The 25,848-nt window shown below is 67.8% G+C and carries 23 protein-coding genes and 1 pseudogene; 16 read left to right on the top strand and 8 right to left on the bottom strand.

The features are described from left to right. The first annotated feature begins 734 nt into the window (after positions 1 to 734). The 5 genes and pseudogenes from istA to QM732_RS02865 all read left to right on the top strand — a co-directional run bounded on the left by istA (position 735) and on the right by QM732_RS02865 (position 5,674). On the top strand, positions 735 to 2,228 hold the full coding sequence (gene istA / locus QM732_RS02885; RefSeq protein ID WP_415654706.1) for an IS21 family transposase: 1,494 nt from the start codon (positions 735 to 737) through the stop codon (positions 2,226 to 2,228). Then, positions 2,225 to 3,013, top strand: coding sequence for an IS21-like element helper ATPase IstB (gene istB / locus QM732_RS02880; RefSeq protein ID WP_415654705.1), 789 nt, complete (start codon positions 2,225 to 2,227; stop codon positions 3,011 to 3,013). Before istA ends, istB begins: the two co-directional genes overlap by 4 nt. A 653-nt stretch (positions 3,014 to 3,666) precedes the next feature. Then, positions 3,667 to 4,272, top strand: a complete 606-nt coding sequence (locus QM732_RS02875) for a plasmid pRiA4b ORF-3 family protein (protein WP_415654704.1) — start codon at positions 3,667 to 3,669, stop codon at positions 4,270 to 4,272. 154 nt (positions 4,273 to 4,426) lie between these two features. Beyond that, the gene (locus QM732_RS02870; protein WP_415654703.1) at positions 4,427 to 4,591 is read left to right on the top strand and encodes a hypothetical protein; all 165 of its coding nucleotides are present in this window, start codon (positions 4,427 to 4,429) and stop codon (positions 4,589 to 4,591) included. A 61-nt stretch (positions 4,592 to 4,652) separates the two neighbouring features. After that, positions 4,653 to 5,674, top strand: a pseudogene (locus QM732_RS02865) (IS110 family transposase). Between the two features lie 404 nt (positions 5,675 to 6,078). Here QM732_RS02865 and QM732_RS02860 read toward each other — a convergent pair. Together QM732_RS02860 and QM732_RS02855 are read right to left on the bottom strand one after the other, a co-directional pair. Continuing rightward, positions 6,079 to 7,119: a GAF domain-containing protein gene (locus tag QM732_RS02860; protein WP_415654702.1), complete on the bottom strand. Its 1,041-nt coding sequence runs from the start codon at positions 7,117 to 7,119 to the stop codon at positions 6,079 to 6,081. Positions 7,120 to 7,438: 319 nt separating this feature from the next. Continuing rightward, complete coding sequence (locus QM732_RS02855) at positions 7,439 to 7,654, bottom strand: ATP-binding protein (protein WP_415654701.1); 216 nt, start codon at positions 7,652 to 7,654, stop codon at positions 7,439 to 7,441. Positions 7,655 to 7,906: 252 nt separating this feature from the next. Here QM732_RS02855 and QM732_RS02850 point away from each other — a divergent pair, with 252 nt between their 5' ends. Beyond that, positions 7,907 to 8,296 carry an ATP-binding protein gene (locus QM732_RS02850; RefSeq protein WP_415654700.1) on the top strand — a complete coding sequence of 130 codons (390 nt, stop codon included), beginning with the start codon at positions 7,907 to 7,909 and terminating at the stop codon, positions 8,294 to 8,296. A gap of 464 nt (positions 8,297 to 8,760) precedes the next feature. Here QM732_RS02850 and QM732_RS02845 read toward each other — a convergent pair whose 3' ends face one another. Both QM732_RS02845 and QM732_RS02840 read right to left on the bottom strand, forming a co-directional pair. After that, on the bottom strand, positions 8,761 to 10,230 hold the full coding sequence (locus QM732_RS02845; RefSeq protein WP_415654699.1) for a S8 family peptidase: 1,470 nt from the start codon (positions 10,228 to 10,230) through the stop codon (positions 8,761 to 8,763). A 312-nt stretch (positions 10,231 to 10,542) separates the two neighbouring features. Further along, positions 10,543 to 10,794, bottom strand: a complete 252-nt coding sequence (locus tag QM732_RS02840; protein WP_415659328.1) for a helix-turn-helix domain-containing protein — start codon at positions 10,792 to 10,794, stop codon at positions 10,543 to 10,545. Positions 10,795 to 10,994: 200 nt separating this feature from the next. Here QM732_RS02840 and QM732_RS02835 point away from each other — a divergent pair, with 200 nt between their 5' ends. The 5 genes from QM732_RS02835 to QM732_RS02815 all read left to right on the top strand — a co-directional run bounded on the left by QM732_RS02835 (position 10,995) and on the right by QM732_RS02815 (position 15,190). Next, positions 10,995 to 11,618: a hypothetical protein gene (locus tag QM732_RS02835; RefSeq protein WP_415654698.1), complete on the top strand. Its 624-nt coding sequence runs from the start codon at positions 10,995 to 10,997 to the stop codon at positions 11,616 to 11,618. A gap of 5 nt (positions 11,619 to 11,623) precedes the next feature. Continuing rightward, complete coding sequence (locus QM732_RS02830; protein WP_415654697.1) at positions 11,624 to 12,118, top strand: RNA polymerase sigma factor; 495 nt, start codon at positions 11,624 to 11,626, stop codon at positions 12,116 to 12,118. 53 nt (positions 12,119 to 12,171) lie between these two features. Then, on the top strand, positions 12,172 to 13,245 hold the full coding sequence (locus QM732_RS02825; protein ID WP_415654696.1) for a FecR family protein: 1,074 nt from the start codon (positions 12,172 to 12,174) through the stop codon (positions 13,243 to 13,245). Positions 13,246 to 13,749: 504 nt separating this feature from the next. Then, entirely contained in the window at positions 13,750 to 14,214 is a 465-nt protein-coding gene (locus QM732_RS02820) for a hypothetical protein (protein ID WP_415654695.1), read from the top strand. Then, complete coding sequence (locus QM732_RS02815) at positions 14,195 to 15,190, top strand: relaxase/mobilization nuclease domain-containing protein (RefSeq protein WP_415654694.1); 996 nt, start codon at positions 14,195 to 14,197, stop codon at positions 15,188 to 15,190. Before QM732_RS02820 ends, QM732_RS02815 begins: the two co-directional genes overlap by 20 nt. Positions 15,191 to 15,211: 21 nt before the next feature. Here the strand turns inward: QM732_RS02815 and QM732_RS02810 are convergent, their stop codons facing one another. Beyond that, a complete protein-coding gene (locus QM732_RS02810) occupies positions 15,212 to 16,114 on the bottom strand; it encodes a LysR family transcriptional regulator (RefSeq protein WP_415659327.1) in 903 nt (300 codons plus the stop codon). Positions 16,115 to 16,283: 169 nt separating this feature from the next. On the opposite strand from QM732_RS02810, the gene QM732_RS02805 reads away from it, so the two are divergent. From QM732_RS02805 to QM732_RS02785, 5 genes are all read left to right on the top strand, one after another. After that, entirely contained in the window at positions 16,284 to 17,057 is a 774-nt protein-coding gene (locus tag QM732_RS02805) for a pirin family protein (RefSeq protein WP_415654693.1), read from the top strand. Between the two features lie 63 nt (positions 17,058 to 17,120). Then, positions 17,121 to 17,798 carry a hydrolase gene (locus tag QM732_RS02800; protein WP_415654692.1) on the top strand — a complete coding sequence of 226 codons (678 nt, stop codon included), beginning with the start codon at positions 17,121 to 17,123 and terminating at the stop codon, positions 17,796 to 17,798. Positions 17,799 to 17,847: 49 nt separating this feature from the next. Next, positions 17,848 to 19,737, top strand: coding sequence for an amidohydrolase (locus QM732_RS02795; protein WP_415654691.1), 1,890 nt, complete (start codon positions 17,848 to 17,850; stop codon positions 19,735 to 19,737). 1 nt (position 19,738) lies between these two features. Beyond that, positions 19,739 to 20,119 carry a DoxX family membrane protein gene (locus QM732_RS02790; protein ID WP_415654690.1) on the top strand — a complete coding sequence of 127 codons (381 nt, stop codon included), beginning with the start codon at positions 19,739 to 19,741 and terminating at the stop codon, positions 20,117 to 20,119. Then, positions 20,112 to 21,716, top strand: coding sequence for an MFS transporter (locus QM732_RS02785; protein ID WP_415654689.1), 1,605 nt, complete (start codon positions 20,112 to 20,114; stop codon positions 21,714 to 21,716). Before QM732_RS02790 ends, QM732_RS02785 begins: the two co-directional genes overlap by 8 nt. Positions 21,717 to 21,829: 113 nt before the next feature. On the opposite strand, the gene QM732_RS02780 is transcribed toward QM732_RS02785, so the two are convergent. The 3 genes from QM732_RS02780 to QM732_RS02770 are packed head-to-tail and all read right to left on the bottom strand — an operon-like array spanning position 21,830 to position 25,751. After that, positions 21,830 to 22,723: a plasmid replication/partition related protein gene (locus QM732_RS02780; protein ID WP_415659326.1), complete on the bottom strand. Its 894-nt coding sequence runs from the start codon at positions 22,721 to 22,723 to the stop codon at positions 21,830 to 21,832. 52 nt (positions 22,724 to 22,775) lie between these two features. Further along, on the bottom strand, positions 22,776 to 25,070 hold the full coding sequence (locus tag QM732_RS02775) for a DEAD/DEAH box helicase (protein ID WP_415654688.1): 2,295 nt from the start codon (positions 25,068 to 25,070) through the stop codon (positions 22,776 to 22,778). Between the two features lie 42 nt (positions 25,071 to 25,112). After that, positions 25,113 to 25,751 (bottom strand): RpiB/LacA/LacB family sugar-phosphate isomerase, encoded by a 639-nt coding sequence (locus QM732_RS02770; RefSeq protein ID WP_331178482.1) that lies wholly within the window; start codon positions 25,749 to 25,751, stop codon positions 25,113 to 25,115. Positions 25,752 to 25,848: the final 97 nt, after the last annotated feature.

The following is a 25,848-nucleotide window of genomic DNA, read 5'->3' as shown; positions in this document are numbered from 1 at the left end:
CTCAGACAGCCACTTACATCCGGCGTGCTCACCTACATTTTGCATATCGCGCCAGCAAAACAATTATTTTTGCCATTTTCAACGACAAAACGATTGCGATCAACGGCACCGTGGAGGTTCTGCGTGATCGACCACAGCCTCCGCCCCCGAGCTGTCGGGGCGGGTCCACGTCTATGCGACCTGACGGGCTTTTCCATCACCGGCACGGATCTACTCATTACCTAGCGCGGACTTTTGCTCCGGCACCAAGATGCTGAGGGCGAGGGGGCGTGCTTGCAGCGGCAAACTGGCTCGGTGGGACAGTCATGCGCCAAAACAGCTCATTGCACGTTAGCGAAGGATGTGGCGGTAGACAGGGTGGGGGAATTTGCTCCGCCGAGCCGGTAGACACCCCGGGAGAATTTGCTTGTTCGGCAGCAAAGCGCGGTGATAGTCGAGTAGCTAGGCCATAGGGCTTCGCCCTCACAGATCCGAGCATGCGGCTTTCCCGCACTCGGCTCTTCCCGAAGGTCACGCACGCCATATGCGTTGCTCCACCCAAGAACGAGTGATCCGCACGGGGGGCAGTGGGTAGCGCGCCGTCACCGTCTCGAACCAGTCCCAGCCTGCCCTGGCGGCGGACAATTATCTTGAGCGCTCAGCGACAACTATCGTGAGCGGTTGACGCAGGCCGCCGGGGAGCGTTTTGCGGGTGGGTTCCTACAGTGGTTGGCTTCCAGAGGGAGGCAGCCACGGTGCCCGGCAAACGCATAACGGACCTGCAAGTGAGCAAGTACAAGGAACTGAGGGGCAAGCACAGCCAGGAGGCTGCTGCAGCCAAGACGGGCATCAGCGTGGCCAGCGCGCGGCGGCTGGAATCGGCGACGACATTGCCATCACAACGCCCACCGCGACACTGGCGCACCCGCGCCGACCCGCTGGCCGAGGTGTGGGCCAGTGAGGTGGTGCCCATGCTGGAAGGCGCACCGTCGTTGATGGCCGTCACCGTGCTGGAGGAGTTGCAGCGCCGCCACCCCGAGCGGTTCGCCGATGGAGTGCTGCGCACGCTGCAGCGGCGCGTGAGCCAGTGGCGCGCCGAGCACGGCGGCGAGCGCGAGTTGTTCTTCGCGCAGGAGCATCCGCCGGGCCGGCTGGGGCTGTCGGACTTCACTGTGGCCGACGATCTGGACGTCAGTCTGGGGGGGCTGGCCTTCCCACACCGGCTGTACCAGTTCGCGCTGGCCCACAGCGGCTGGCGCCATGCGAGGGTGGTCCTGGGCGGTGAGAGCTTCCAGAGCCTGGCTGCAGGGCTACAAGACGCGCTATGGATGGCCGGTGGCGTCCCGCAGGAACACCGCACCGACAGCCTGTCGGCGGCCTTCAACAACCTGGCCGAGCGCGAAGAGCTGACGCGGCGTTACCAGGCCCTGTGCAAGCACTATGGCATGCGGCCCACGCGCAATAACACCGGCGTGAGCCACGAGAACGGCTCCATTGAAGCGCGCCAAGGCAGCCTCAAGCGCGGACTGGACCAGGCTCTGCTGCTGCGTGGCAGCCGCGAGTTCGATGACCTGCCGGCCTATGAGCAGTTCGTGGCGGAGACCGTGCGCCGGCTCAACGCGCGCTGCGCGCGCGCATGGGAAGTCGAGCGCACCAGCCTTCAACCGCTGCCGACTCGGCGCACGTCCGACTTCGAGGAGATGGATGCGCGCGTTAGCAAGTTCGGCGTGTTCAGCGCCAAGGGCGTGCTCTACAGCGTGCCTTCGCGTCTGGCCGGTCAACGGTTGAAGGTGAGGCTGCACAGCACCTATCTGGACGCCTGGCTGGGCGGAGTGAAGGTCTTCGAGTGCGAGCGGCTGCATGCCAGCACGGCCGATCGCCACCCCAAGCGCATTGACTGGCGTCACATGCTGCCCAACTTGAAGCGCAAGCCCGGCGCCTTCGCGCGTTGGGTGTTGCGCGATGCGATGTTCCCGCGCAGCGAGTACGCCCTGGCCTGGGAGCACATTAGCCAGGCGTTGCCCGAGCGGGCGGCCTGCCGCTTGATGGTGGACCTGCTGGACCTGGCCGACCGAGCCAACGTGGTGGCAGAGCTGGCCATCGAACTCGCTCGCTTGCTGGATGGCGCCGAGCTCCCCGACATCGATGTGCTCAGGGACAGGTTCGCGCCACGACCGGCTGCGATGCCTCAGGTGGTCGTGGTGCTGCCGTCAGCGGCGGTCTACGACGAACTGCTGGAGGCCGCATGAGTGCCGACACCAATGCATCGGGGGCAGCGGTGCCACTGATGCTCACCGAGCTGCGCCTGCCGACCATCAAGCGCTTGTGGGCCGATGTGGCCGCGCAGTCCAACCGCGAGGGCTGGCCGGCCGAGCGGCTGCTGCACACGCTGCTGGGCCATGAGATGGCCGAGCGCGAGACGCGGCGCCTGGCCCGTGCACGGGTCGACAGCCAGCTGCCGCCGGGCAAGAGCCTGGCCGACTTCGACTTCGCTGCGGTGCCGGCCGTCTCCAAGGCCCATGTGATGGCGCTGGCCGAGGCCGACAGCTGGATTGCGCAGGGCCACAACTTGCTGGCCTTCGGCCCGCCGGGCACCGGCAAGACGCATCTCGTGGCGGCCATCGGCCACGCGCTGATCGACCGTGGGCTGAAGGTGCTGTTCGTGCGCACCAGCGAGCTGGTGCAGCGCCTGCAGGCAGCCCGGCGCGACCTGCGCCTGCCGGCGGAGTTGTCCAAGCTCGACCGGTTCGACTTGATCATCTTGGACGACCTCAGCTATGCACGGCGCGACCAGGCCGAGACCTCGGTGCTGTTCGAGCTGATCGCCGAGCGGTACGAGCGCAAGAGCCTGGCCATCACGGCCAACGCACCGTTCTCGGCGTGGGATGAGGTCTTCCCGGACAAAGCCATGACGGTGGCTGCGGTCGACCGCCTGGTGCATCACTCGACCATCCTGGAGATGAACGTGGACAGCTACCGACGCCGCGCTGCGTTGCCGGCGCGCCGGCAACGCAGCGCACCTCCAACACCGTGATCAACACCCATCCGCACCGCTCAAGATAGTTGACGCTGGCAGCTCAGGATAGTTGACGCCGGGCACTGCCCGCCGCGAGCGCTGGCTGCGCCGTTTCAGACAGGTGAACCATATTCGCCGCAGTGCCTGCCGAAAGCCGGCCAGGGCCCGCCAGTTGTGCGGCATACCGTAGTGCGCGCAATGGCCTCGCAGCACGCTGACGTACCAGCGGCACTGGTCGTCCAGGGAGTCGTGCAGCTTCGGCGGCTCGACATGTGGCAACGGCCTGGCCATCCAGTGTTGGTGCCAACGGCTCACACTGGGCCCAAACCAGGCCGCCAGGCTCTCTGCCTCGCCGACAAGGGGCCTCAACTCTGACCAGTACCGCCCAAAGACCAGGTGAAGACCATGCACCCGGCGCGCCGCCGAGCCGAGGATGCCCTGTCGGAGGGGATCGGGACGATTCTGAAACTCGGGGGCTGAAAACAATCGCAAAGCCTCGACCAAGCTCCACCACAGCGGCTCGACGGAGCCCGTACGTCAACCTCAAGGACGTGCTGGATCACTTGCCGACTCACCCCACCGGCCACATTGACGAAATGTTGCCGCACCGCTGTTCATCGTCGGCAGCTTGACCACACCGGCGGCGGCGTCCCGCCTGATACGCTGCGCCGATGACCACACGCAAGACCGGAGCACGCAGGAAGTCCAAACCCAAACACGCCTACCGATTGCTGGTGAAGCTCGAGGGTAGCGAGCCGGCCGTCTGGCGGATGATCAACATGCCCGGCCACATGACGCTAGCCGATCTGGATCGCGTCATCCAGGCGGCGATGGGCTGGACCAACAGCCATATGCACATGTTCGCCATCGACGGCAAGCTGTACGGCTGGGCCGATGAAGAGTGGATCGACGACGAGCCTGTGCTGCCCGACGACGCGTTCACCCTCGACGAGGTACTGGGCGCGGCGGTTAAGGGCTTCCTGCACGAATACGACTTCGGTGACGGCTGGCACCACGACGTGACGGTGCAGGCGGTTGAGCTCGCCAACGAAGGACGCAACAGCTGGCCAATGTGCTTGGCCGGCGCGAACGCTTGCCCGCCGGAGGACGTCGGAGGACTCGGTGGCTATGAGGAATTCCTGCAAGCCATCAATGATCCGTCCCACGAGCAGCACGACGCCATGTGGCGGTGGTGCGGTGGTCCGTTCGACCCGAAAGGTTTCGACATCAACTCGGCCAACCGAGCGATCCGCGACGCGCTGTCCGAGCTTCTCTGAGCAGGATCAACCAGGCCGGAACGCAGGCGCCAGGGCGTGATGGCAGGACCGATGCGGCGGCTTGACCGACAGCTTCGGACTGACCAGTCTCCAGCAGTCCCGCCTGCTGGCCCGTGCACCGTGCGCGCCCAACGGCCGCGAAGAAATACTGTCGATGCGACGACTGCTGTACATCATGGTCGATGTTGGCAGCCAGCCGCACGTTGACTGGACGCGGCGTGCCGACAGGCATAGCAGCGTCGCGCTGGCGCCGGCCAGCATCAGTGCGGTCAGCGACACCAACGTGCGTAAGCAATGGGATGGACGCCCCCACCCGTAGACGGCATCGAAGTGCCACAGTGGATGTGTCAGCAACCACTCGATCGGAAGGGGCGTCCACCATGGAGATTACGACGATCGGCCTCGATCTGACCAAGAACGTGTTCCAGGTTCACGGGGTCAACGAGCGCGGCAAGGCCGTGCTGCGCAAACAGCTCAAGCGCGACCAGGTTGCTCCGTTCTTCGCGAACCTGCCTCCCTGTCTGATCGGTACGAGGCCTGTGCAAGCGCGCACCACTGGGCACGCAAGCTGCAGGCGCTGGGCCACACGGTCCGGCTGATGGCGCCGCAGTTCGTCAAGCCATACGTCAAGAGCAACAAGAACGATGCCGCCGACGCTGAGGCGATCTGCGAGGCCGTCAGTCGGCCGTCGATGCGCTTCGTCCCGGTCAAGAATGTCGAGCAGCAGTCGGTACTCTCACTGCACCGCGTCCGCCAGGGCTTCGTGAAGGCCCGCACCGCGCAGGCCAACCAGATTCGGGGCCTGCTCGGGGAGTACGGCCTGGTGGTGCCGCAGGGCATCGCCTACATCGCCCAGCGCGTGCCAACGCTCATTGAAGATGCCGAGAACGAGCTGCCGGGCAGATTCCGGCTGCTCATCCAGTGCCTGCTCGACCACCTCAAGGTGCTGCAGGAGCAGGTCGACGAGATCGAAGTGCAGATCAAGGCATGGCACCGTGCCAGCGAGGCCAGCCAGCGTCTTGAGAAGGTGCCCGGCATCGGGCCACTGACCGCGAGCGCCCTGGTCGCCAGCATCGGCGACGCGAAGAACTTCGACAACGGTCGCCAGTTCGCGGCCTGGCTGGGCGTCGTCCCGCGACAGCACTCCAGCGGCGGCAAGCCGACGCTATTGGGGATGAGCAAGCGGGGTGATGCGTACCTACGCACGCTGCTGATCCACGGCGCACGCTCCGTCATCTACAGGGCCACCCAGCGCGCCGATGCCGACGGCTGGCTGGTCAAACTTACGACGCGTCGCAACAAGAACGTTGCGGCGGTCGCGATGGCGAACAAGACCGCGAGGACCGTCTGGGCGCTGTTGGCGCACGGGCGAGAGTTCAAGGCTGACTACGCCGCAGCGTAGCCAGACACCGACCGCATCTACTGGAACAGGAGAATCCCACCGCCGATTGCTCAGGCAAACCAGCAAGTTGATGGCACGACAGGTAAGACCGTGGTTGGCACAGCCCGCGTTGACCGAGGCACTTCGAGTGCGTGTAAGCGATTGGGCGCCGACCAGCAGAACCCATCAGGGACAGCGAGCTCGTCTCGCATTGAAAGTCCGAATGTACGGGCGCAATCTTTTTCTTCGTGCGGCAGCGACCTGGAAGCTTGGCAAACCGGGGGCGTCCATGTACGGGCAACAAGCCACGCCCTTGAGCCCCGAGCGTGAGAGCCTAAGTTCCCCCGTACATCAACTGGGAACGACTGGCAACTGATCTGGAAGACCTCAAGCGACGCCTCGTCGTGGGGCCCGCTGGCGCTAGCTTACTGCTCAGAAGCGTCCGAGCGGAGAAAATCGACATTGGCCGCCGTCACCAAGCAGCATGCCTCTCCCATGTAGTCGATCGGCTCGGCATTGAACACTGAGTGATGCAGTACCCCGTCAGGGTCACGCATACGCAGCACGAGATCGCGCACACGCCCGTGGGCGCTCAGCGTGCGGTAGAACAGATCGCGATCTTCCGGTAGGGCGCCATAGGCGTGGGAGGACGTTTCGGTGCCCAGCACTTCGGCCTTTTCCAGACCATATTGCCGTAGCAGAGCCGCGTTGGCTTCCACAATGCACCTCGCAGTGATGGACACGATGGCCATCGGCACCGGCGCTGCATCGAAAAGAGTCCGAAAGCGCTTGTGGCCGGCCTCGACCTCTTGCCGCGACAGTTCCGCCCGACGAAGCGTATCGATGCTCTCCAAAGCGAAGGAGAGGTCCGCGCCCAACTCATCCAGCAGCTTCAGTACTTCTTCGTCGAAGAAGCCGCGCTCGCCGGCACAGAGCATGAGCACGGCATACACGGTGCCAGCGCGGTACAAGGGAATCCAGGCGATGGACCGAATGCCTTGCGCCACGGCTTCCTCACGCCAGCGCCCAGCCTGCCCGTCCAGGACATAGTCATTGCTGACAAGACGCGTGCCACCGTTCAAAGCTCTCACCGTGTAGGACTCTTGCAAGTCAGGTGCACTCAGTGGCAACGGGTTTGGTACGTTCTCCAGCACCCGAGACGCAGGCCCTGCGCAGGCAGCCCGATGGGCAAGGTCGCCATCACGCACGTAGACGCACGCCAGTGACGCATGCCCTGTTTCCACGCAGATGCGACAGGACTCCTGCAACAACCGCTCTTCTTGCTGTTCGCGAAGCACCATCCGATTGGAACGGGAGAGTGCCAGGAGGAAATTCCCCAGCCGCTCAGCCCGAAACTTCGCCGCCTGATAGTCGCGCCGCCGCTGCCTGAGCAACCGAAGCGCGGCGGCAAGCCACACTGCCAACGCAATGACGAGGAGAAGAACAAGTACAGCGGCAGTAGTCATTGTTGCTTGATGCCATCAGATCCTACTGTTCATCCCTGGCTTTGAGGACGCCGAAAACACAGAGAGTCGTGCTGATCCGTGCGGCTCTCCACGATGCTGCGGACCGGGGGGCCTACCCTCATCAACGGCGCAGTCCCTTCCATGTCCAGGCGACGAGAAGGGCAGCCGCCGTGCTTTTTCAAGGGTGCCTCCAGGAAGACCTGAATGCCACAGGTGAATTTCGGCGAACGTCACCGCCCATTTCGGTCATCGTCACCGCCGGACCGGTGGCAGGTGCTGCGTCGAGTTTGAAGTCTAGGGTGATGAGTGCTGGATCGGCTCAAGATTCGGCTTCCTTAGCTGCTGCGTTAGTCTTGCCGGCGGCACGCCTCGTGCGACCGGATTCACCGTCAACGCTGAAGCACCGGAAGTGCTGCATGAGCCGCTCCAGGATGGCATCGGCCACCATCGGGTTGCCCAGCCAGGCGTGCCAGTGCTCGATCGGAAGCTGGTGCGCGATGATGGCGGTGCCCCGCGCCGTGCGATCGGCGTTCATCTCCCCAGCAAGTCGGCGCGCGTGGCAGCATCTGTGGGGGCCGTTCCGCGGTCGTTAAGCACAAAAACAAGGACGTCGACCTTGGCCAGTTGGTCAGGCAGCGCCTGAAGCGCCCCGCGCCGCCAGGATGCACAGCTCCTCAGCCAGCTGCGGCACACGCAGTTACCGCGCCGAGTGCTCTTGCCGGCAGCCCAAGGCGCAGGTAGTCTCAGAACGCCACTGCAGCCTGTCGCCGCTGGACTGGTTCGCGTCATGCAGAAGGTCCATGCGAACAGGAACCTGCCGATCCGGGCAGATGTCGATGCACGCCTGGCATTCGCTGGCGCTCCCCAGGACCTTCAGGAGATGCTGGGCAGCCTGCTGGACAACGCCTGCAAGGCAGCGAAAACGCAAGTGCTGGTCAGCGCCATGCAGGCCGGACGGCAATTGCGCGTGGCCGTCGACGATGGCGGCCCGGGCATCGCGCCAAATCAGATGACAAAAGCGCTGGAACGCGGCCATCGGCTGGATGAGACAACGCCAGGCAGCGAGCTGGGATTGGCCATCGTGCAGGAACTGGCCACGCTGTATGAAGGGTCGGTCGAAATAGGCGTGAGTCCTCTCGGCGGGCTTCGAGTTGTGCTGAACCTGCCAGCGGGTTGACGCCGAGAAGGCGAACAAAAACTTGGGCTGGTTATGCGACAGCGCCCAGGCGCCTTCGGTACTTCCGTCGGTGCCCGGCGGGGCTGCGAAGGCCCAGTGAACTCATGATCCGCACGTTGGGTGCCAGCAGATGTCGGCATCCACCGCGACCACGAACGCCTGGAGGCTCCTCAATGAAGATCAGCCCGTCGAGCCCACCTTCAAGCGGGTGTCCGGCACCTGGATACGTTGCACCTGCTCTGAGATCACCCACCCTGGGAGGGCGTCCCGAAGTGAGGCGACCGCGTCCGGGCTGGCAACACTCACCAGCATCGTCCGGCCGCTATTGTCCAGAACGTCTCCGTGTTGAGATGCAACGGCAGCGGCCACTTCGGCGGGGGAAGCAGCACTCTCCTCTGAACGGCGAAGGACGAGTCGCACCATGAGCAGGAACTTACCACATACGGCAGTTCCGGGTTGACCGTCTACGGGATCAAACCAACCCCTTCCATGGGCTGAATGAATCCCAGTGTCTTGGCCGAACTCGTGATCAGGCCCATGATGGCGACGGAGCGGTCACGGGTCCGGGGCATGTTCAGCACGGTCGCGTTGGCTGACAAAAGCGCAGCCGTCACGCCGGTGACCGCAGGACAGGCCATGCTCGTGCCGGACATCACACCGTACTTGCCGCCCGGCAATGTCGACACGATCCCTTCGCCCGGCCCGCAGACATCGATCGCCGGCCCCACGTTGGAGAAGGCGGAAACATAGATTTTCGGATCGCTCTTCGCGAAGGGGGCGACCTCGTCCAGGATCTCATTGGACGCAGCCGGATAGGTGCCCTTCTTCCCCAGGCTGCTCACTGCCACGGCAACGTCCCACGCCGCCGGATAGGACACCGGCTTGCGCCCGTCGTTGCCGGCGGCCACGACGCAGACCGTGCCCTGATCAAAGGCGTCCTTCATGGCCGCATGGACCGTGTCGTCGGGCACCTGCGACCCGAGGCTGAGATTCAAGAGATCACAGCCGTCCTTCACGCCTTGATCGATCGCCCGGATGATGTCGTAGTTGTCGGCACCGCCCCCGGAGTTGGGGAAGACGCGGTAGCTCATCAGCGTCACCTGCGGCGCGATGCCGCGCTTGCCCGGCGCATGATGGGCATCATTGGGATGCAGTTCGCCGCGGCTGGCAATGATGCCGGCCACATGAGTGCCATGGTCTCCGTCCTTGGCCGCCGGTCCTGATCCGCCGGCGTCGCCCTCATCGACGACGAACGCGGCGCCACCAGCGACCACCAGGTCCGGATGCGCGCCATCGACACCGGTGTCGATGACGCCCACCTTCACGCCCTGCCCTGCGTTGGCCGGCCGGTTGCCATACAACGCCGCAGCGAAGTCCGGCACGGCCAGGTCGACCGGCTCGACCGCGAAGGTCGTGCCGGACTTGAGCGTGAACTTCTTCTTCCCATAGCCCCAGTACCCGGCCGGCGAGTAGGCCACCAGCAGGTCCAACTTCACCGAACTTCCAGGGAAACCCAGTGTCGCCACACCCTTGCCGTTGGTCGTGCCGCCCGCCCCTTCCCGCTTGGCGAAGCTCGTGAATGCCACCACGGTCACGCCCTTCAGCGGCTTCTTCGTTTTCGCATCGACGAAGGTGACCTGCAGCTTGGTCGCCAGCGCGAGTGCAGCGGCAGGAGCCGCCTTGGTCAGCACCTCCAGCCTCGGCATGCGCATCAGCTCGTACTTGACCAGCGGCAGCACCTTCACGCCGGGATCCGAAACACGCAACGCGGCGATCTCTTCAGGGCCCATCTCGACCAGCTTGGGACCGTTCGCCTCGATCGAGTGGACCACCTTCATCACTGGCTTGCGGGACTTGCCCGCGGTCGACATCAGAGCGAGGCGATTGGTCGCCGCGGTGGCGAACACGGCGCTTCCTTCGTCGACGTTCCTCATGTCCTCAGACGTGAAACCTCGCAGTGGCATGAGGATGAAGCGGGCAGTGGTGGCGGTCTTCTTCGATGGCATTGCAGGTCTCATTCGTTGAAGGGCGGCACATGGTCGGGCCAGTGCCTACCTGCAGTATTGAAGTCCACCCTCATCGCGGCATCCCCAATACTTACGAGGCCCAACGGCCCGTCTGGACCGGGACGGTCGTCGGGCCCGCGCGCGCCACTGGCCAGCCGGACGGATCTCGTGCGTTCTCAGGCTGGGCGGCTTCGGCTGCTCTGCAGGTCAGCTGCTGGGATGCCGCAGCGGCACGAATCGCTATTCGGACTTCTGCAAAACAGCAAGCGCCTGCCGCCGCAACGGTTTGGGCGCTTGATGGAAAGCCAAGATCATCTGTGCCATCTCGTCAGCGTCGCAGTAAAGAAACGCCACCGGGACCTGGAGGACAGCCGCCAGACGCATAGCAATCTGAAAGTCTGGGGCGTGAACACCCTGTTCGTACCGATTGATTCTGGTCGACGCCACAAACTCGTCAAGCCCAGCCTCGATACCCAACTGCTTCTGGCTCATCCCAAGCGCAAGCCGTGCCTCTTTCAGGCGCTTGCGCCAAACATCCGATGAGCCCTCATTTGTCGTAGACATGTTGCTACGAGAGTCGTAGCTTTTGTAGAATGCGACTACTACGACTTTCGTAGTCTTTCGTGCTGCCCAGGCTTGCGCTCGACGGGCGTTCCGGCTTGGGTCTCGCGTTGACCTGCATGGAGCGGCCTATGACCTACTTCTTCTGGGATTCCCCCGACTGGTTCGGCGGCGCACTGTGCTGCCGCTACGTGGTGGTGCAGTTCGACAAGCTGCACGTTCCGACGTGGATCGACGGCGCGCCCGCCACGGCCGAGTGGCACTGGGCGCTCGGCCTCTTCACCGATGGCCAGTTCCAGGTGCTCGGGGCCTGGCGCGACGAAGGCCCGGCAACGGCCCAGCGCATCGCGGCGGACCTCCATGACCGCGGCATCGAGCGCATCCAGGCGCTGGCCGCCGACGACGCCCTGGCTGCTGCCGTGAAGGGCCTGTGCCCCAGGGTCTGCGATCGCACCGTGGCCGAACTCGCTGCCCCGGGTGCCGCCAGCGCCCGCATGCGGCAGGCCATCCGCTGGACCGACACCGCCGCGCAGCACCTGCAGGAGCGCATGTCGCGAGCCACGAAGAAGCAGGGCCCGTTCGCCGATCACGCGGCGGCGGCCGACTTCATCGCGCAGGCGTTCCAGCGCGCGGACCGCGACCTGCTGGCCGACGACTGGGACCGTGCCAAGCCGGCGCCCTACGGCCTGAGGGCCGCGCCGCCAGTCCTGGCACGAACAGCCTCGGCACGCGCGGCCCTGGCACAAGCGGCCTGATCGCCATGGCGACCCGGCTCGCAAAGGACTGGCAGGACATCCTGTCGCAGGTGCGCGGCGTGCTGCGACGTCGCGGGCAGAGCAAGCACGAAGCGGAGGACCTGGTGCAGGAGGCGTGGCTGCGCCTGGTCCGCTACGAGGAGGAGCACCAGAGCGTCGAGCGGCCCGAGGCCTTCCTGATGCGCACGGCGCTGAACCTCTCCATCGATGCCTATCGCACGGGCGTGGGACGGGGCGAGCACGTCCTGGTGGAGGAGGTGGTGCTGGTGGACACCGCCCCTTCCACCGAGTCCGTGGTGCTGGCCAGGGAGCGCATGGCTCGCCTGGCGCTGGGGGTGAGCCGCTTGAGCGAGAGGACGCGGGAGGTCTTCATGGCCTGCCGCATCGACGGTCTGTCCCAGGTCGAGATCGCGAAGCTGCACGGCATCAGCGTCACGACCGTCAACGAACACCTGGCCAAGGCGACACTACGGCTGACGGACTGGATGGAAGGCTGGTAGCCGTGCAACCGTGGGATGCCACCGGTGCGCCGGGGGCAAGTGACAAGCCGCGCGTGCCGCGCAGGATCTTGGCCGAGGCGGCCGTGTGGGTGACGCGGCTGCACGGCCCTGACCGGTCGCGGGCGATGGAGCTCGAATGCCTGGCGTGGCAGGCCCGCTCGGCGGTGCACCGCCTGGCCTTCGAGCGCTGCACGGATGCGTGGCTGGAGGTGGGCGGGCTGACCCGGGAGCAGGTCCAGGCGGCCATCGACAAGCAGCCGGGCAAGTGGTCATGGCGGGGCCGGGGCACGCGCGTGGCGCTGGCGGTCGCGGTCCCGTGCTGCGTGGCCGTCATTGCCGTGCTGGGCGTGCTGGGCATGTTTCGTGGGGCCGGCGACACCTACAGCACCGGCGTGGGCGAGCAGCGGCAGCTCGTCCTGGCCGACGGCAGCCGCCTGACGCTGAACACCGCCACCGACATCCGCGTGAAGCTGACGGACGCGCTGCGCGAGGTCACGGTCGAGCGCGGCGAGGCGCTGTTCGAAGTCGCCAAGGATGCCGGCCGGCCGTTCGTGGTCGGCGTGTCCGACGCCAAGGTCGTGGCCACGGGGACGGCCTTCCTGGTCCGCTCCACGCCGCCGGCACAGGCCGGTGGCGGGGTGTTCGGCGTGACGCTGCTCGAGGGGCAGGTGCTCGTGCAGCGCTCGGGCCGCGCCGTGCGGGACGTCCTGAGCGACACGGTGGTCATGAAGCCTGGCGAGCGGCTGCAGGTGCGCCGGCTGCCCAGGCCGGCGGGGCGCGCGGAGCTGGGGCCTGCCGGGATGGGGTCTGCCGGGGCGGGGCGTGCCGAGGAGGGGCCGGCGGAGCCGGAGCAGGCACAGCTGGACCGTCCCCCGCTGGACCGGCTGCTGGCCTGGAAGCGCGGACTGGTCGACCTGGGCGACGTCACGCTGCCGGAGGCCATCGCCGACATGAACCGCTACAGCGCCGTGCAGATCACGCTCGCCGACCCGCAGGCTCTGGGCGTGCTGCGCGTCAGCGGGACGTATCGCACCGGCGACAACCGGGCTTTTGCGGAAGCGGTGGCGAGGTTGCATGGCCTGGTCGTGCGGCCGCGCGACGGGGGCGTGGAGCTGGCCAGCAGATAGGCAGATAGCGCGGCGGTGAGGCGCATCACCCAGGCGAGCGCGATGGCGATGCAGCTGCCGAACAAACCCAGGCGACCTCAATGGCCACCAAGTTGAAACAGATGGTTAGCCCGATTGGGACGCCTTGGGACGACTTGGCCGCTCCTGGCATCGCCTGGGACGCAGGGATGCGCTTGCACCACCGCCGCTTTCCAGTTCCCGCGCCGCCCGCCGATGGGCAAGATAGGGCGCATGCCCGCGTCGACGACTCCATCCGACAGCCAGCAGCTCGAGCTGCTGCCTGACGCCACGGCATGGAACGCCACTCCTCGTCCGCCGTCTCGCCCGGGAGGGCTTGGCGATCCCACAAGTCCGGGGCCCGCTTGCCCAGCTTCAGCACGATTGAACGCTCACAAGAGTGACCGGTTGTCGGTGGACCTGCGAAGCCTGCGACCTCGCCTTGACGCAGTGGCGGCGCAGTTGGGAACGACATGCGCGGTACAGGTACGACGCGCAGTCGCACTCATGCTGAACGATGGCGGCGCTGGACACGATGCCCTTCAGCATGACGCCACCCTTGGACACAACACGCTTGCGCACGCCGGAAAGCCGACTGCCATGGAGATTGCGCTGCGCATGCCGCCCGGGCATGTGGCCATGCTCACCAGGCGGGCGCGCGACGCCGACGTCACCCGCGGAAGGTACGTCTGCGGATTGCTGGATGGAATGCCTGAGCCGCCGCTCCCCGCCGACCATTCGGTCGCGATCGCCGCATTGAGGGCATCCACCGACTGCGTGGCCGCCATGTCTACCGACCTCAATGCCCTGATGAGGCTGATTGGACGCGTCCCCGCCAGCGAACTGGAGAGCTATCGGTCCGGGCTGAACTCGCTGGTCACGGACGTGCGAGCCCACCTGGTCCAGGCCTCGGCGCTGATCGCCGACCTCACCCGTTCCCGGAGGCCCAGAGATGAATGCCCAACACGTTGACGGCGTCCTGGTTCAATGGGGCGAGCGGCTGTTCTATCCCTCCAACCGCATCGTCAAGCCGCTGCCGACGCCGAGGCTTGACACGCTGGTGCAGCCCAAGGCGGCGGTGATACGCCAACGCATTGAAGCCATCGTGGGCCGTGCGCCGCAGGTGATAGTCAAGGTGGCCGGCGGCGGCCAGGGCATGTCCGCCATCGCGGCTCACTTCCGCTACATCAGCATGAACGGCCAGCTCGACATTGAAGACGACCGCGGCGTCGTGCGCAATGGCGAGGACGCGGTGCACGATCTCGTCGACCAGTGGCGCTTCGGTGGATCGCTCATAAAGAACACCGGACATCGGCGGGAAGCACTCAATCTGATGCTGTCCATGCCGGCCGGGACGGACGCCGAGCTGCTGAAGAAGGCGGTGCGCGAGTTCGCCCAGGTCGAGCTGGCCGGCCACCGCTACGTCATGGTGCTGCACGAGCACCAGGCCAATCCCCATGTGCATCTGAGCGTGAGGGCGGAGGCGATATCGGGACAGCGCCTGAGGCCCTACATGAAGCACCTGAACAGATGGCGCGAGACGTTTGCAGAGAAGCTGCGCGGGTGGGGCATCGAGGCGGACGCGACGCGCCAGGCGATCCGGGGTGAGAACCGCGCCCATGAGCCGCTGTGGCGGGCCAGGGACAGGGAGGCCGGGGTTCTTCGCGTTCATCCCAGCGCGCCCACGGCCGGGCCGGGCACTTCGCGCAGGCGCGCGGATGCGATGCTCAGCTGGGCACACATCCTGAAGGCGCTCTCGGCCTCCGAAGCGGCCTCCGATCGCGAGCTCGCAAGGCGAGTCGGCAGCTTCATACGCGACTCGTCGACCTTCAAGGAAGCCACGCATCGCCGGATCGGTCCGGAGGTCTCGGCGCCCCAGGACCGAACAGCGGCGCGGGTCAACGACAGGCTGGAAGGCCGACCGGGTCCGGGACTTGATCGTGGATGACGCAGCCGCCGGCCGGCAGCGTCAGAACGGCAGGATGCCGGGCAGCAGGGGCCGGTCCAGCCGCTGTATCCACCACTTCAGCGCCTCGCCGACCCGCTCCGTGCGCCAGGCCAGCCAGAAGGTCTCGGGCGGACGCGGCGTCTCGACCTGCAGCTCGACGAGCACGCCCTGCCCCAGCTCCGCGCGCACGCAGGCCCGCGGCAGGAAGCCATGCCCCAGGCCCGCCGCCTGGGCCGCGATCTTGGCCTGCATGCCGGGCACGGTGATGCGCCGCTGGCCCAGGTGCAGGCCCACCGTGCGGTCGCTGGACGAGCGCGCGCCATCGCCCACGACGATGGCCGTGTGCTCCAGCAGGTCGTCGCGCGTCAGCGGGCGCTTCAGCCGCACGAGCGGGTGCGTGGGGAACACGCAGAAGACGAAGTCCAGGCTGCCCACCGCCGCCGCCTTGTAGCCACCGCCCGCCGGGCCCTCGCCCGCCGCCACCACGATGTCGGCCCGCCCCTCTCGCAGCGCCTCCCAGGTGCCGGTCAGCGTCTCGCAGCCTATGCGCAGCCGCGTGCCGCAGCGCAGCTCCTCGAAGGCGGCGATGTCGGGGTTGAAGGCGCTGGTGGGGATCAGGGAGTCGTGCACGAAGCGCAGTTCGGCCTCGTAGCCGGTGGCGATCTGCCGCATGCGCGACTCCAGCTGCCGGGCGCCCTCCAGCAGCCAGCGCCCTTCCCTGAGCATCTCCTGGCCGGCCGGCGTCAGCGCAACACGCGGGCCGTTACGCACGAACAAGGCCAGGCCCAGTTGCTCCTCCAGCTTGGCGACGGCGTAGGAGATCGTGGACGGCACCTTGTGCAGCCGTTCGGCCGCGGCCGCGAACGAGCCCAGCCGGGCGATGGCGTCGACGATTTCCAGCGCATCCAGCGACAGCTTGAGCAAGGCGATTCCCCCGGAATTCAATGATCGAAATTATCGATCATGAATCCACAAAACCTTCAACCTGCTCGTCACGCATCGCGCCGAGACTTCCGTCACCGCAGCAAGAGATCCAGCGAACGCCGCGACTCTCGCATCCAGTGAATTCCATCGAATCATGAAGGAGAAAACCATGCTAGATATCCGCAAGGCCGACGACCGGGGCCGCGCCAACCACGGCTGGCTGCAATCGCGCCACACGTTCTCGTTCGGCAACTACCGCGACCCGCGCCAGCAGGGCTTCTCGGACCTGCTGGTCATCAACGATGACCGCGTCGCCCCGGCCCAGGGCTTCGGCACCCATGGCCACCGCGACATGGAAATCTTCTCCTATGTGCTGGAAGGCGCGCTGGAGCACAAGGACTCCATGGGCACCGGCTCCGTGATCCGCCCCGGCGACGTGCAGATCATGAGCGCGGGGACCGGCGTGCGGCACAGCGAGTTCAACCACTCGGCCCAGGAGCCGGTGCACTTCCTGCAGATCTGGCTGATGACCAACGAGCCCGGCGCGCTGCCGCGCTACCAGGAGGCGCGCTTCGACGAAGCCGGCAAGCGCGGCCGGCTGCGGCTGATCATCGCCCCCGACGGGACTGGCGGCACTAACGGCACTAACGGCACTAACGGCACTGCCGGCAAGGAAGGCACGGACGGCGCACTGGCCGTGCGCCAGGACGCCCGCGTCTATGCCGGACTGTTCGACGGCGCTGAAGCCGCGACGCTGGAACTCGGCCCGGATCGCCATGCCTATGTGCACGTGGCACGCGGCAGCCTGGACGTCAACGGCGAACGCCTGGCCGAAGGCGACGGCGCCCGCATCCGCAACGCCGGCTCGCTGCGCCTGTCCGGCGGCGATGGCGCCGAAGTGCTGGTGTTCGACCTGCGCCCCAACGAACTGCCCGGCCTGTAAGGCCCCCTTTTTCCTCTTTCCTTTCCCCTTTTCACCCCCCCAACCTCCCGAGGAGAACCCGCCATGACCACCGCCACCCGCCCCGCTGCCGTTCCCGTCGCCATTGCCAAGCCCGCCGCCACGCTGCTCACGCCGCAGGACCACACGCTGGTCATGATCGACTTCCAGTCCCAGATGGCCTTCGCCACGCATTCCATCGACGCCGTCACGCTGCGCAACAACGCCGGGCTGGTGGCCAGCGCCGCGGCCGGCTTCGGCGTCCCGACCATCCTGACCACGGTGGCCGAGAAGAGCTTCAGCGGCCCGATGTTCGACGAGGTCACGGCGCCCTTCCCCGGCCAGGCGCTGCTGGACCGCACTTCCATGAACACCTGGGAGGACGAGGCCGTGATCCGCCGCGTCAACGAGATCGGCAAGCCCCGCATCGTGCTCGCCGGCCTGTGGACCAGCGTCTGCATCGTCGGCCCGGCACTGTCGGCGCTGGAGCAGGGCTTCGAGGTCCACGTGATCACGGACGCCTGCGGCGACGTGTCCGCCGAGGCCCATGAACGCGCGGTCCAGCGCATGGTGCAGGCCGGCGCGCGGCCCATGACCTCGCTGCAATACCTGCTGGAGCTGCAGCGCGACTGGGCACGCGGCCAGACCTACGAGCTGACCACGGGCATTGCCAAGACCAGGGGCGGCGCCTACGGTCTGGGCATCACCTATGCCAAGACCATGTTCGGTGCCCACGAGGGCTGATGCCGGCCCGCACGCCGCCCAGCCATTGCACGAGACCCCAGGAGCCCCCATGCCGCACACCGCCACGCCGGAGCTGATTCTTTTCAACGGCCGCTTCACGACGCTGGACCGCGCCCGGCCCACCGCGAGCGCCGTGGCCATCGCCGATGGCCGCTTCCTCCAAGTCGGCGACGACCGCGAGGTGCTCGCGCTCGCAGGCCCGCAGACGCGCCGCATCGACCTGCGCGGGCGCGGCGTGCTGCCGGGCCTGATCGACAACCACCTGCACCTGATCCGCGGCGGGCTCAACTTCAACATGGAGCTGCGCTGGGACGGCGTCAGAAGCCTCGCCGACGCGATGGCCATGCTGCGCGCCCAGGTGGCGGTGACGCCGGCACCGCAGTGGGTGCGCGTGGTGGGCGGCTTCAGCGAACACCAGTTCGCCGAGAAGCGCCTGCCCACCATCGCCGAGCTCAACGCCGCCGCGCCCGACACGCCGGTCTTCATCCTGCACCTGTACGACCGCGCACTGCTCAACGCCGCCGCGCTGCGCGCCGTGGGCTACACGCGCGACACGCCGGCGCCTCCCGGCGGCGAGATCGTGCGCGACGCCGCCGGCAACCCCACGGGCCTGCTGCTGGCCAAGCCCAACGCCGCCATCCTGTACGCGACGCTTGCGCTGGGCCCCAAGCTGCCGCACGACTACCAGCTCAATTCCACGCGCCATTTCATGCGCGAGCTCAACCGGCTGGGCGTCACCGGCGCCATCGACGCCGGCGGCGGCTTCCAGAACTACCCCGACGACTACGCCGTCATCCAGGAGCTGGCCGACGCGGGCCAGCTCACCGTCCGCCTGGCCTACAACCTGTTCACTCAAAAGCCCAGGCAGGAAAAGGAGGACTTCCTGAACTGGACCGCCACCTCGCGCTACAAGCAGGGCAGCGACTACTTCCGCCACAACGGCGCCGGCGAGATGCTGGTGTTCTCGGCGGCCGACTTCGAGGACTTCCGCCAGCCGCGTCCCGACGTGCCGCCCAACATGGAGGGCGACCTCGAGGACGTGGTGCGCATCCTGGCGCAGAACCGCTGGCCATGGCGCATGCACGCCACCTACGACGAGACCATCAGCCGCGCGCTGGACGTCTTCGAGAAGGTGAACCGCGACACGCCGCTGGCCGGCCTGAATTGGTTCTTCGACCACGCCGAGACCATCTCCGAGCGCAGCCTGGAGCGGGTCGCTGCGCTGGGCGGTGGCGTGGCGGTGCAGCACCGCATGGCCTACCAGGGCGAGTACTTCGTCGAGCGCTACGGCGCCCGTGCGGCCGAGGCCACGCCGCCCGTCAAGCGCATGCTGGAGATGGGCGTCAAGACCTCGGCGGGTACCGACGCCACGCGCGTCGCCTCCTACAACCCCTGGGTGTCGCTGTCCTGGCTCATCACCGGCAAGACCGTGGGCGGGCTGCAGATCACGCCGCAGCGCAACCTGCTGGACCGCGAGACCGCGCTGCGCATGTGGACCGAGAACGTCACCTGGTTCAGCAACGAGGAAGGCAGGAAGGGCCGCATCGAGGCGGGCCAATTGGCCGACCTGGTCGTTCCCGACCGCGACTTCTTTGCCTGCCCCGAGTCCGACATCGCCGACACCACCGCGCTGCTGACGCTGGTGGGCGGCAAGGTCGTCTGGGGCGCGGGCGAGTTCGCCGAGCACGACGGCGCCGCGCCGCCGCCGGCCATGCCCGACTGGTCGCCCGTGCGCCGTTACGGTGGCTACGGCGGCTGGGGCGCCAAGGACGGCGGCCCGCTGCAGTCGGCAGCCCGCCGGGCCGCGGCCGCCTGCGCCTGCGACACCCTGTGCAACCTGCACGGCCATGCTCACGCGAGCGCGTGGCAGGCCCAACTGCCCACGTCCGATGCCAAGGGCTTCTGGGGTGCGCTGGGCTGCGCCTGCTGGGCTGTCTGACATGCCCGATCGGATGCAAACCCTGGCGCTGGCGCTGCTGTGCGCGCCCTATCTGCAAGGTGCGGCGTTGAAGCTGCTGGACTTCCGCGGCGCGGTGGCCGAGGTGCGAGGCCTGGGCCTCGCGCCGGCCGCACCACTGGCGGCCGCCACCACCGCGCTGCAGCTGGCGGCACCGGCCCTGATCCTGAGCGGCTGGCAGCGCGGACTGGGCGCGCTCGCCCTGGCCGGCTTCACGCTGCTCGCGGCCGTGCTGGCCGACCGCTTCTGGCGGGCCACGGGCGCCGAGCGCCGGCGCCTTGGCATCGCCTTCTGTGAACACCTCGCATTGGCGGGCGGCCTGCTGCTGGTCGCCTGCCAGGACCTGGGAGTACTGCATGCCTGAGACCAAGACCCCGAGCGCCCCGACCGTCCCGAGCACCACGAGCAGCTTCGCGCCGCTGCGCCAGCCGGTGTTCGCCGTGCTGTGGGCCGCCACCGTGCTCGGCAACATCGGCAGCTTCATGCGCGACGTGGCCAGCGCCTGGCTGGTGACGGACCTGTCGGCCAGCCCGACGGCGGTAGCGCTGATCCAGACGGCGGCCACGCTGCCCGTCTTCCTGCTCGCCATCCCGGCGGGCGTGCTGTCCGACATCCTCGACCGCCGCCGCTTCCTGATCTTCGTGCAGCTGGTGCTGGCGGCCGTCAGCGGCACGCTGCTGCTGCTGTCGTCCTCGGGCGCGCTGACCGTCGAGTACCTGATCGCGCTGACTTTCGTCGGCGGCATGGGCGCGGCGCTGATGGGGCCGACCTGGCAGTCCATCGTGCCGGAGCTGGTGCCGCGCGCCGAGCTCAAGGGGGCGGTGGCGCTGAACTCGCTGGGCATCAACATCTCCCGCGCCATCGGCCCCGCGGCCGGCGGCCTGATCCTGGCCAGCTTCGGTGCCGCCGTGACCTACGGGCTGGACGTGCTGAGCTATCTGTTCGTGATCGCCGCGCTGCTGTGGTGGAAGCGGCCCGCTGCCGCCGACAGCGTGCTGACGGAGAGCTTCCTGGGCGCCTTCCGCGCCGGCCTGCGCTATACCCGCGCCAGCCGGGAGCTGCACCGCGTGCTGTTGCGCGCGGCCGCGTTCTTCCTGTTCGCCAGCGCGGTGTGGGCCTTGCTGCCGCTGGTGGCGCGCCAGATGCTGGGCGGCAGCGCCGGCTTCTACGGCGTGCTGCTGGGCGCCGTGGGCGCGGGCGCCATCGCCGGCGCGCTGCTGATGCCCAGGCTGCGCCAATGGCTGGATGCCGATGGCCTGGTGCTGCTGGCCGCCCTGATCAGCGCCGCCGTGATGGGCGCGCTGGTGTTCGCGCCGCCGCAGTGGCTGGCCGTGGTCCTGCTGCTGCTGCTGGGCCTGGGCTGGATCACGGCGCTGACCACCTTCAACGGCGTGGCCCAGGCCATCCTGCCCAACTGGGTGCGCGGACGCGGGCTGGCGGTCTACCTGACCGTGTTCAACGGCGCGATGGCGGCCGGCAGCTTCGGCTGGGGGCTGGTGGCGCGCGAGATCGGCGTGCCCAACACGCTGGTGGCTGGCGCCGCAGGCCTGGTGGTGGTGGCCCTGCTGTTCCACCGCGCCAAGCTGCCCGCGGGCGAGGCGGACCTGCAGGCCTCGCACCACTGGCCGGAGCCGCTGGTGGCGGAGCCGGTGGCCCATGACCGCGGCCCGGTCATGGTGCAGATCACCTACCGCGTCCGTCCCGAGTCACGCCCGGCCTTCCTGGCAGCCATCAAGCGACTGTCGATGGAACGCATGCGCGACGGCGCCTACTCCTGGGGCGTCATGGAACACAGCGCCGATGCGGAACAAGTGATCGAGTGGTTCCTCGTCGAGTCCTGGGCGGAGCATCTGCGCCAGCACCACCGCGTGTCCAACGCCGACGCGGACCTGCAGGGCGAGGTGCTGAGCCTGCACGTCGGGCCGCAGCGGCCGCAGGTGCAGCACTTCCTGGCGCTCTAGCCCTCACCGTCTAGGCCTCGCCATCCAGGTCTAGCCATCCGGACCAACCAGCCGCCGTGGATTGGCCGTCGAGCCACTATCGAGCCGGGTCAAGCCGGCAGCGGCTGCCGCGCCTAGGGCTGCGGCCCCGGGCGCAGCGCCATCAGCTCCTGCCGAAGCGCCGCGTTCTCGGCCTCCAGCTCGGCCACGCGCTGGCGCAGTGCCTCCAGTGCCTCCGGCGCTTGCGGCGACTCGAGTGCTTCAGGTGCTCCCGGGGCATCCAGGCTGGGTCCGGCCGCCGGCTGCACCGTGCCCTCATCGCCCGCTGGCGCGGGACTGGCTGCGGGCGGCTTGCGCCGGGCCTCGCGCACGCGCTTGGCCGCCTGCTTGAGTTCCTCGGCTCCCGCGGCAGCTGCCGCGACCTGCTCCTCGGGCGGCAGCATGGCCACGGTGGCGGCCGCATTGAGGGAGATCGCGCCGGACTTCACCGCGGCCACCAGCTCGGGCGCGCCACGCTTCTGGATCTTCTCGATCTGCACCACCTGGCTGCTGCTGAGCCTGGCGGCCCGGGCCAGCGCCTCGCGTGTCTCCAGTGCGTTCTCCGTGGAAGCGGGAGTGGCGGCCGGCGTCGCGACGCCGTCCTGAGACACCACCGGATCGGCGGGTGCCGGTGCAGGCTCGGGCGCCGCGGCGCTGCGCGCGCGCCGCTCGGCCACGATCTCGCGCTTGCGCAGCGCGAGCACGCCGCGCTGGAAGTCGGAGACGCTGCGCCGGCCCAGGTGCTGGTCGATCATCCACAGGTGCACATCCTCGATGGACTTGAAGCGGGGGTTCTGCACTGTCTGGAACGGCAGGCCGTGCTTGCGGCAGATGCCGTAGCGGTTGTGCCCGTCCACCAGCACGTCTCCCCACAGCACCAGCGCGTCGCGGCAGCCTTCGGCCAGCAGGCTGCGTTCCAGCGCTTCGTACTCGTCGGGCGTCAACGGATCGATGTAGGCCTTGAGTTCTTCGTTGACGACGATGTCCATGGCGACCGGGGCAAGCATGCGGGCAAAAAGGGCGACGAAAAGGGGGCGGATTCTAGAGAGCGTCTGGCGGCTCGCCAGCCTCCAGCGGTGCGAGCAGCAGGTTCAGCTCGGGCGCGCCGAACTTGCCCAGCGCGCTGCCGTCATCACGGCCGAGCAGGCCGTCGGCCAGCGCCTTCTTGCGCGACTGCAGCTCCAGCATGCGCTCCTCGATGCTGCCCAGGGCCACGAGCTGGTAGACGAAGACCGGCTGGTCCTGCCCGATGCGATGGGCCCGTGCGCTGGCCTGCTCCTGCACGGCCGGGTTCCACCATGGGTCCACATGGATGACGGTGTCGGCGGCGGTCAGGTTCAGGCCCACGCCGCCGGCCTTGAGGCTGGCCAGCAGCAGCGGCTCCTGGCGGGACTGGAAGCGGCGCACGATCTCGCCGCGCTGGCCGGCAGGGGTCTGACCGGTCAGGCGCAGGTGCGGCAGCTTCAGCGCGTCGAGCTCCACGGCGATCAGGTCCAGCATCTCGGTGAACTGCGAGAACACCAGCAGCCGCCGGCCCTGGGCCACCAGGTCGGGCAGGTGCTCGCGCAGCCACTGCAGCTTGGCGCGCTCGATGTGGGGCGTCATCTCCACGCCCTTGACCAGGCGCGGATCGCAGCAGACCTGGCGCAACTTGAGCATGGCATCCAGCACGCTGATGAGGCTCGTGGGCGTGAAGCCGTCGCGTGCCAGGATGCGGCGCACCATGTGGTCGGCCGCGACGCGCACGCTCTCGTAGAGCTGCTTTTGCTGGCCCGCCAGCGTGACGCGCTTGACGAGCTCGGTCAGCGGCGGCAGCTCGGTCGCGACCTCGGCCTTCATGCGACGCAGGATGAAGGGCCGCACGCGCGCGGCCAGCAGCCGCGCACGCGGGCCGTCGCGGTTGACCTCGATGGGCTTGCGCCAGTGGCGCGCGAAGCTGCGCGAGTCGCCGAGGAAGCCGGGCATCAGCAGGTCGAACAGCGACCACAGCTCGCCCAGGTGGTTCTCCAGCGGCGTGCCGGTCAGCGCGAGACGATGGCGCGGCTGCAGGCGCCGCAGCGCGCGGGCGGCGCGGGCCTGCGCGTTCTTGACCGACTGGGCTTCGTCGAGGATCAGCAGATGCCAGGGCTGGGCCGACAGCGTGCGCAGGTCGCGCCAGACGAGGTTGTAGGTGCTCAGCACGACGTCGGCCCCGCCGAGCTGCCCCGCCTCGCGGTCGGCGCCGTGCCAGGTCCGCAGCACCAGCCCCGGCGCGATGCGCTCAGCCTCCTGCTGCCAGTTGAATAGCAGCGACGTCGGCACGATGACCAGGGCCGGGCGGTCCAGGCGGCCGGCCTGCTTCTCGGTCCAGATGTGGGCCAGCGCCTGCGCCGTCTTGCCCAGGCCCATGTCGTCGGCCAGGATGCCGGCGAGGTTGTGCTCGCGCAGGTACTGCAGCCAGGCCAGCCCGTGCAGCTGGTAGGGACGCAGCGCCAGGCCCAGGCCGGGGGGCTGTGGCAGTGCGGCGGGGGTGCCTGCCGCCAGCAGGCGCCGGCCCAGCGCCTTGAGGTCGGCGTCGCCGTGGATCTGCCAGCGGCCGCGCGACTCGTCCTCGATGCAGCGGATGCGGTCGGCGTCCCACGCATCGAGCTTGAGCGGCTTGCCCTTCTCCAGCTCCATCGGCTTGAGCAGGTCCAGCAGCGCCAGCATGATGGCCTTGAGCGGCGCGGCCTGGGCGTGATAGCGCCGCCCGCCCGGCGCGCGCAGCGAGACGATGGCGTCGTCCTCGATGGCGCCGATGGCCACCGCGTCCAGCCAACGCTTGTCGCGGCGCAAGAGGTTGGCGATCAGCGGCGCGAGGTCGAGCTGCTTGCCGTCGACTTCCATGCCGAGGCTGACCAGCCAGGCGCCGGTGCGCCGCTCCAGGCCCAGTCCTTCGACGCGGCGATTCGGTGGGGGTGCTTCCTGCCGGGCTTCCTCGGTGAGCCCGAGTTGCCAGCCGCTGACGTACTGGCTGTGGTGGGCAAACCCCGGCTCGGTCGTGACCTGCCAGCCCTGGGCCTGCAGCTGCGGCACCTTCTCGGCATGGAAGTCGCCGAAGAATTCCTCCTGGACCAGCGTCCAGAGCGACTCGCCACCCAGCGGCACCGGCGCGCCACGCCATTGCAGCAGCGCGGGGTCGAGGGCGAGCAGGCCCAGCTTGAGCAGCACCTGCTCGGCATCGGCGTCCCGCCGTGCCAGCGTCGCCACCGTCACCTGCTCGCCGCGCGGGCCCAGCGGGCCGCGCGGACGCAGCCCCAGCAGGCCGTCGCCGCGCGTCAGCGTGCGCAGCGTGAGGTGGGGCGGAGAAATGGACATCGCGACAGTCTCGCAGCCCGCGAGACCGTCGCGAGGGTCACATCAGGCCAGAACCGACTTGATGTGCGAGGCGATGGCGTCGTCCTGGCAGTTCGTGAAGAACAGTTCCTGGAACTTCTCGCCCGACACGGTGGCCTTCAGCAGGTCCTGGTCGACGCTCTTGAGCACCGTCAGCATGTCCTTGCACGAAGCGGCCTTCAGGTCCTTCAGGATGCCGCGGTTCTTGGCCATGATGGCGGCGCGCTCCTTGGGGTAGCCGGCGCCGCGCTCGTTCTCCAGCAGCTTGCGGTAGCAGTCCTGCAGGTTCAGCTCGGCAGCCCAGCCGAAGCCCTTGGCGTAGGGCATGGACATGGCGTTGCCATCGTTGATCTGGCCGAACAGGAAGGCGTCGGTCGGGTCGATGACCAGGCCGCAGAACACGCCGGGCATGCTGTTGCAGGCCAGCATGGAGCCCATGCCGGTGCCGCAGCCGGTGATGACGAAGTCGGCGGCCTTGGAGTTCAGCAGGATGCCGGCCAGCAGGCCGTTCATCACATAGGTCAGCGAGGCCTTGTCCTCGGGCGTGTACATGCCGTAGTGGTGGACGCTGTGGCCCAGCGGCTCGGCCACGGTCTTGAGCGCGTTGTGCACGATCTCGGACTTGGCGGCCTGGCTGTTCTCGATGATGAGGGCGATCTTCATGGCGGGTGGCTTTCGAAAACTGAAGCGGAATGGGGCGATGCGTGGGCCACTGCGCCGCAGGCCCGAAAAGGACCTGCGCGCGGGCCGTCATGCCAGG

Source organism: Roseateles sp., assembly GCF_047654805.1.
Taxonomy (GTDB): domain Bacteria; phylum Pseudomonadota; class Gammaproteobacteria; order Burkholderiales; family Burkholderiaceae_C; genus Pelomonas.
Note: the sequence above shows the minus strand (reverse complement) of the source record. Positions and strands in the feature narration are given on the sequence as shown.

Bases quoted from the DNA above. Each gene is read 5' to 3' on its own strand.
- istB (WP_415654705.1), top strand. From the start codon at position 2,225: ATGAGTGCCGACACCAATGCATCGGGGGCAGCGGTGCCACTGATGCTC.
- QM732_RS02875 (WP_415654704.1), top strand. From the start codon at position 3,667: ATGACCACACGCAAGACCGGAGCACGCAGGAAGTCCAAACCCAAACAC.
- QM732_RS02870 (WP_415654703.1), top strand. From the start codon at position 4,427: ATGCGACGACTGCTGTACATCATGGTCGATGTTGGCAGCCAGCCGCAC.
- QM732_RS02860 (WP_415654702.1), bottom strand. From the start codon at position 7,119: ATGACTACTGCCGCTGTACTTGTTCTTCTCCTCGTCATTGCGTTGGCA.
- QM732_RS02855 (WP_415654701.1), bottom strand. From the start codon at position 7,654: ATGAACGCCGATCGCACGGCGCGGGGCACCGCCATCATCGCGCACCAG.
- QM732_RS02850 (WP_415654700.1), top strand. From the start codon at position 7,907: ATGCAGAAGGTCCATGCGAACAGGAACCTGCCGATCCGGGCAGATGTC.
- QM732_RS02845 (WP_415654699.1), bottom strand. From the start codon at position 10,230: ATGAGGAACGTCGACGAAGGAAGCGCCGTGTTCGCCACCGCGGCGACC.
- QM732_RS02840 (WP_415659328.1), bottom strand. From the start codon at position 10,794: ATGAGCCAGAAGCAGTTGGGTATCGAGGCTGGGCTTGACGAGTTTGTG.
- QM732_RS02835 (WP_415654698.1), top strand. From the start codon at position 10,995: ATGACCTACTTCTTCTGGGATTCCCCCGACTGGTTCGGCGGCGCACTG.
- QM732_RS02830 (WP_415654697.1), top strand. From the start codon at position 11,624: ATGGCGACCCGGCTCGCAAAGGACTGGCAGGACATCCTGTCGCAGGTG.
- QM732_RS02820 (WP_415654695.1), top strand. From the start codon at position 13,750: ATGCTGAACGATGGCGGCGCTGGACACGATGCCCTTCAGCATGACGCC.
- QM732_RS02815 (WP_415654694.1), top strand. From the start codon at position 14,195: ATGAATGCCCAACACGTTGACGGCGTCCTGGTTCAATGGGGCGAGCGG.
- QM732_RS02805 (WP_415654693.1), top strand. From the start codon at position 16,284: ATGCTAGATATCCGCAAGGCCGACGACCGGGGCCGCGCCAACCACGGC.
- QM732_RS02800 (WP_415654692.1), top strand. From the start codon at position 17,121: ATGACCACCGCCACCCGCCCCGCTGCCGTTCCCGTCGCCATTGCCAAG.
- QM732_RS02795 (WP_415654691.1), top strand. From the start codon at position 17,848: ATGCCGCACACCGCCACGCCGGAGCTGATTCTTTTCAACGGCCGCTTC.
- QM732_RS02790 (WP_415654690.1), top strand. From the start codon at position 19,739: ATGCCCGATCGGATGCAAACCCTGGCGCTGGCGCTGCTGTGCGCGCCC.
- QM732_RS02785 (WP_415654689.1), top strand. From the start codon at position 20,112: ATGCCTGAGACCAAGACCCCGAGCGCCCCGACCGTCCCGAGCACCACG.
- QM732_RS02780 (WP_415659326.1), bottom strand. From the start codon at position 22,723: ATGGACATCGTCGTCAACGAAGAACTCAAGGCCTACATCGATCCGTTG.
- QM732_RS02775 (WP_415654688.1), bottom strand. From the start codon at position 25,070: ATGTCCATTTCTCCGCCCCACCTCACGCTGCGCACGCTGACGCGCGGC.
- QM732_RS02770 (WP_331178482.1), bottom strand. From the start codon at position 25,751: ATGAAGATCGCCCTCATCATCGAGAACAGCCAGGCCGCCAAGTCCGAG.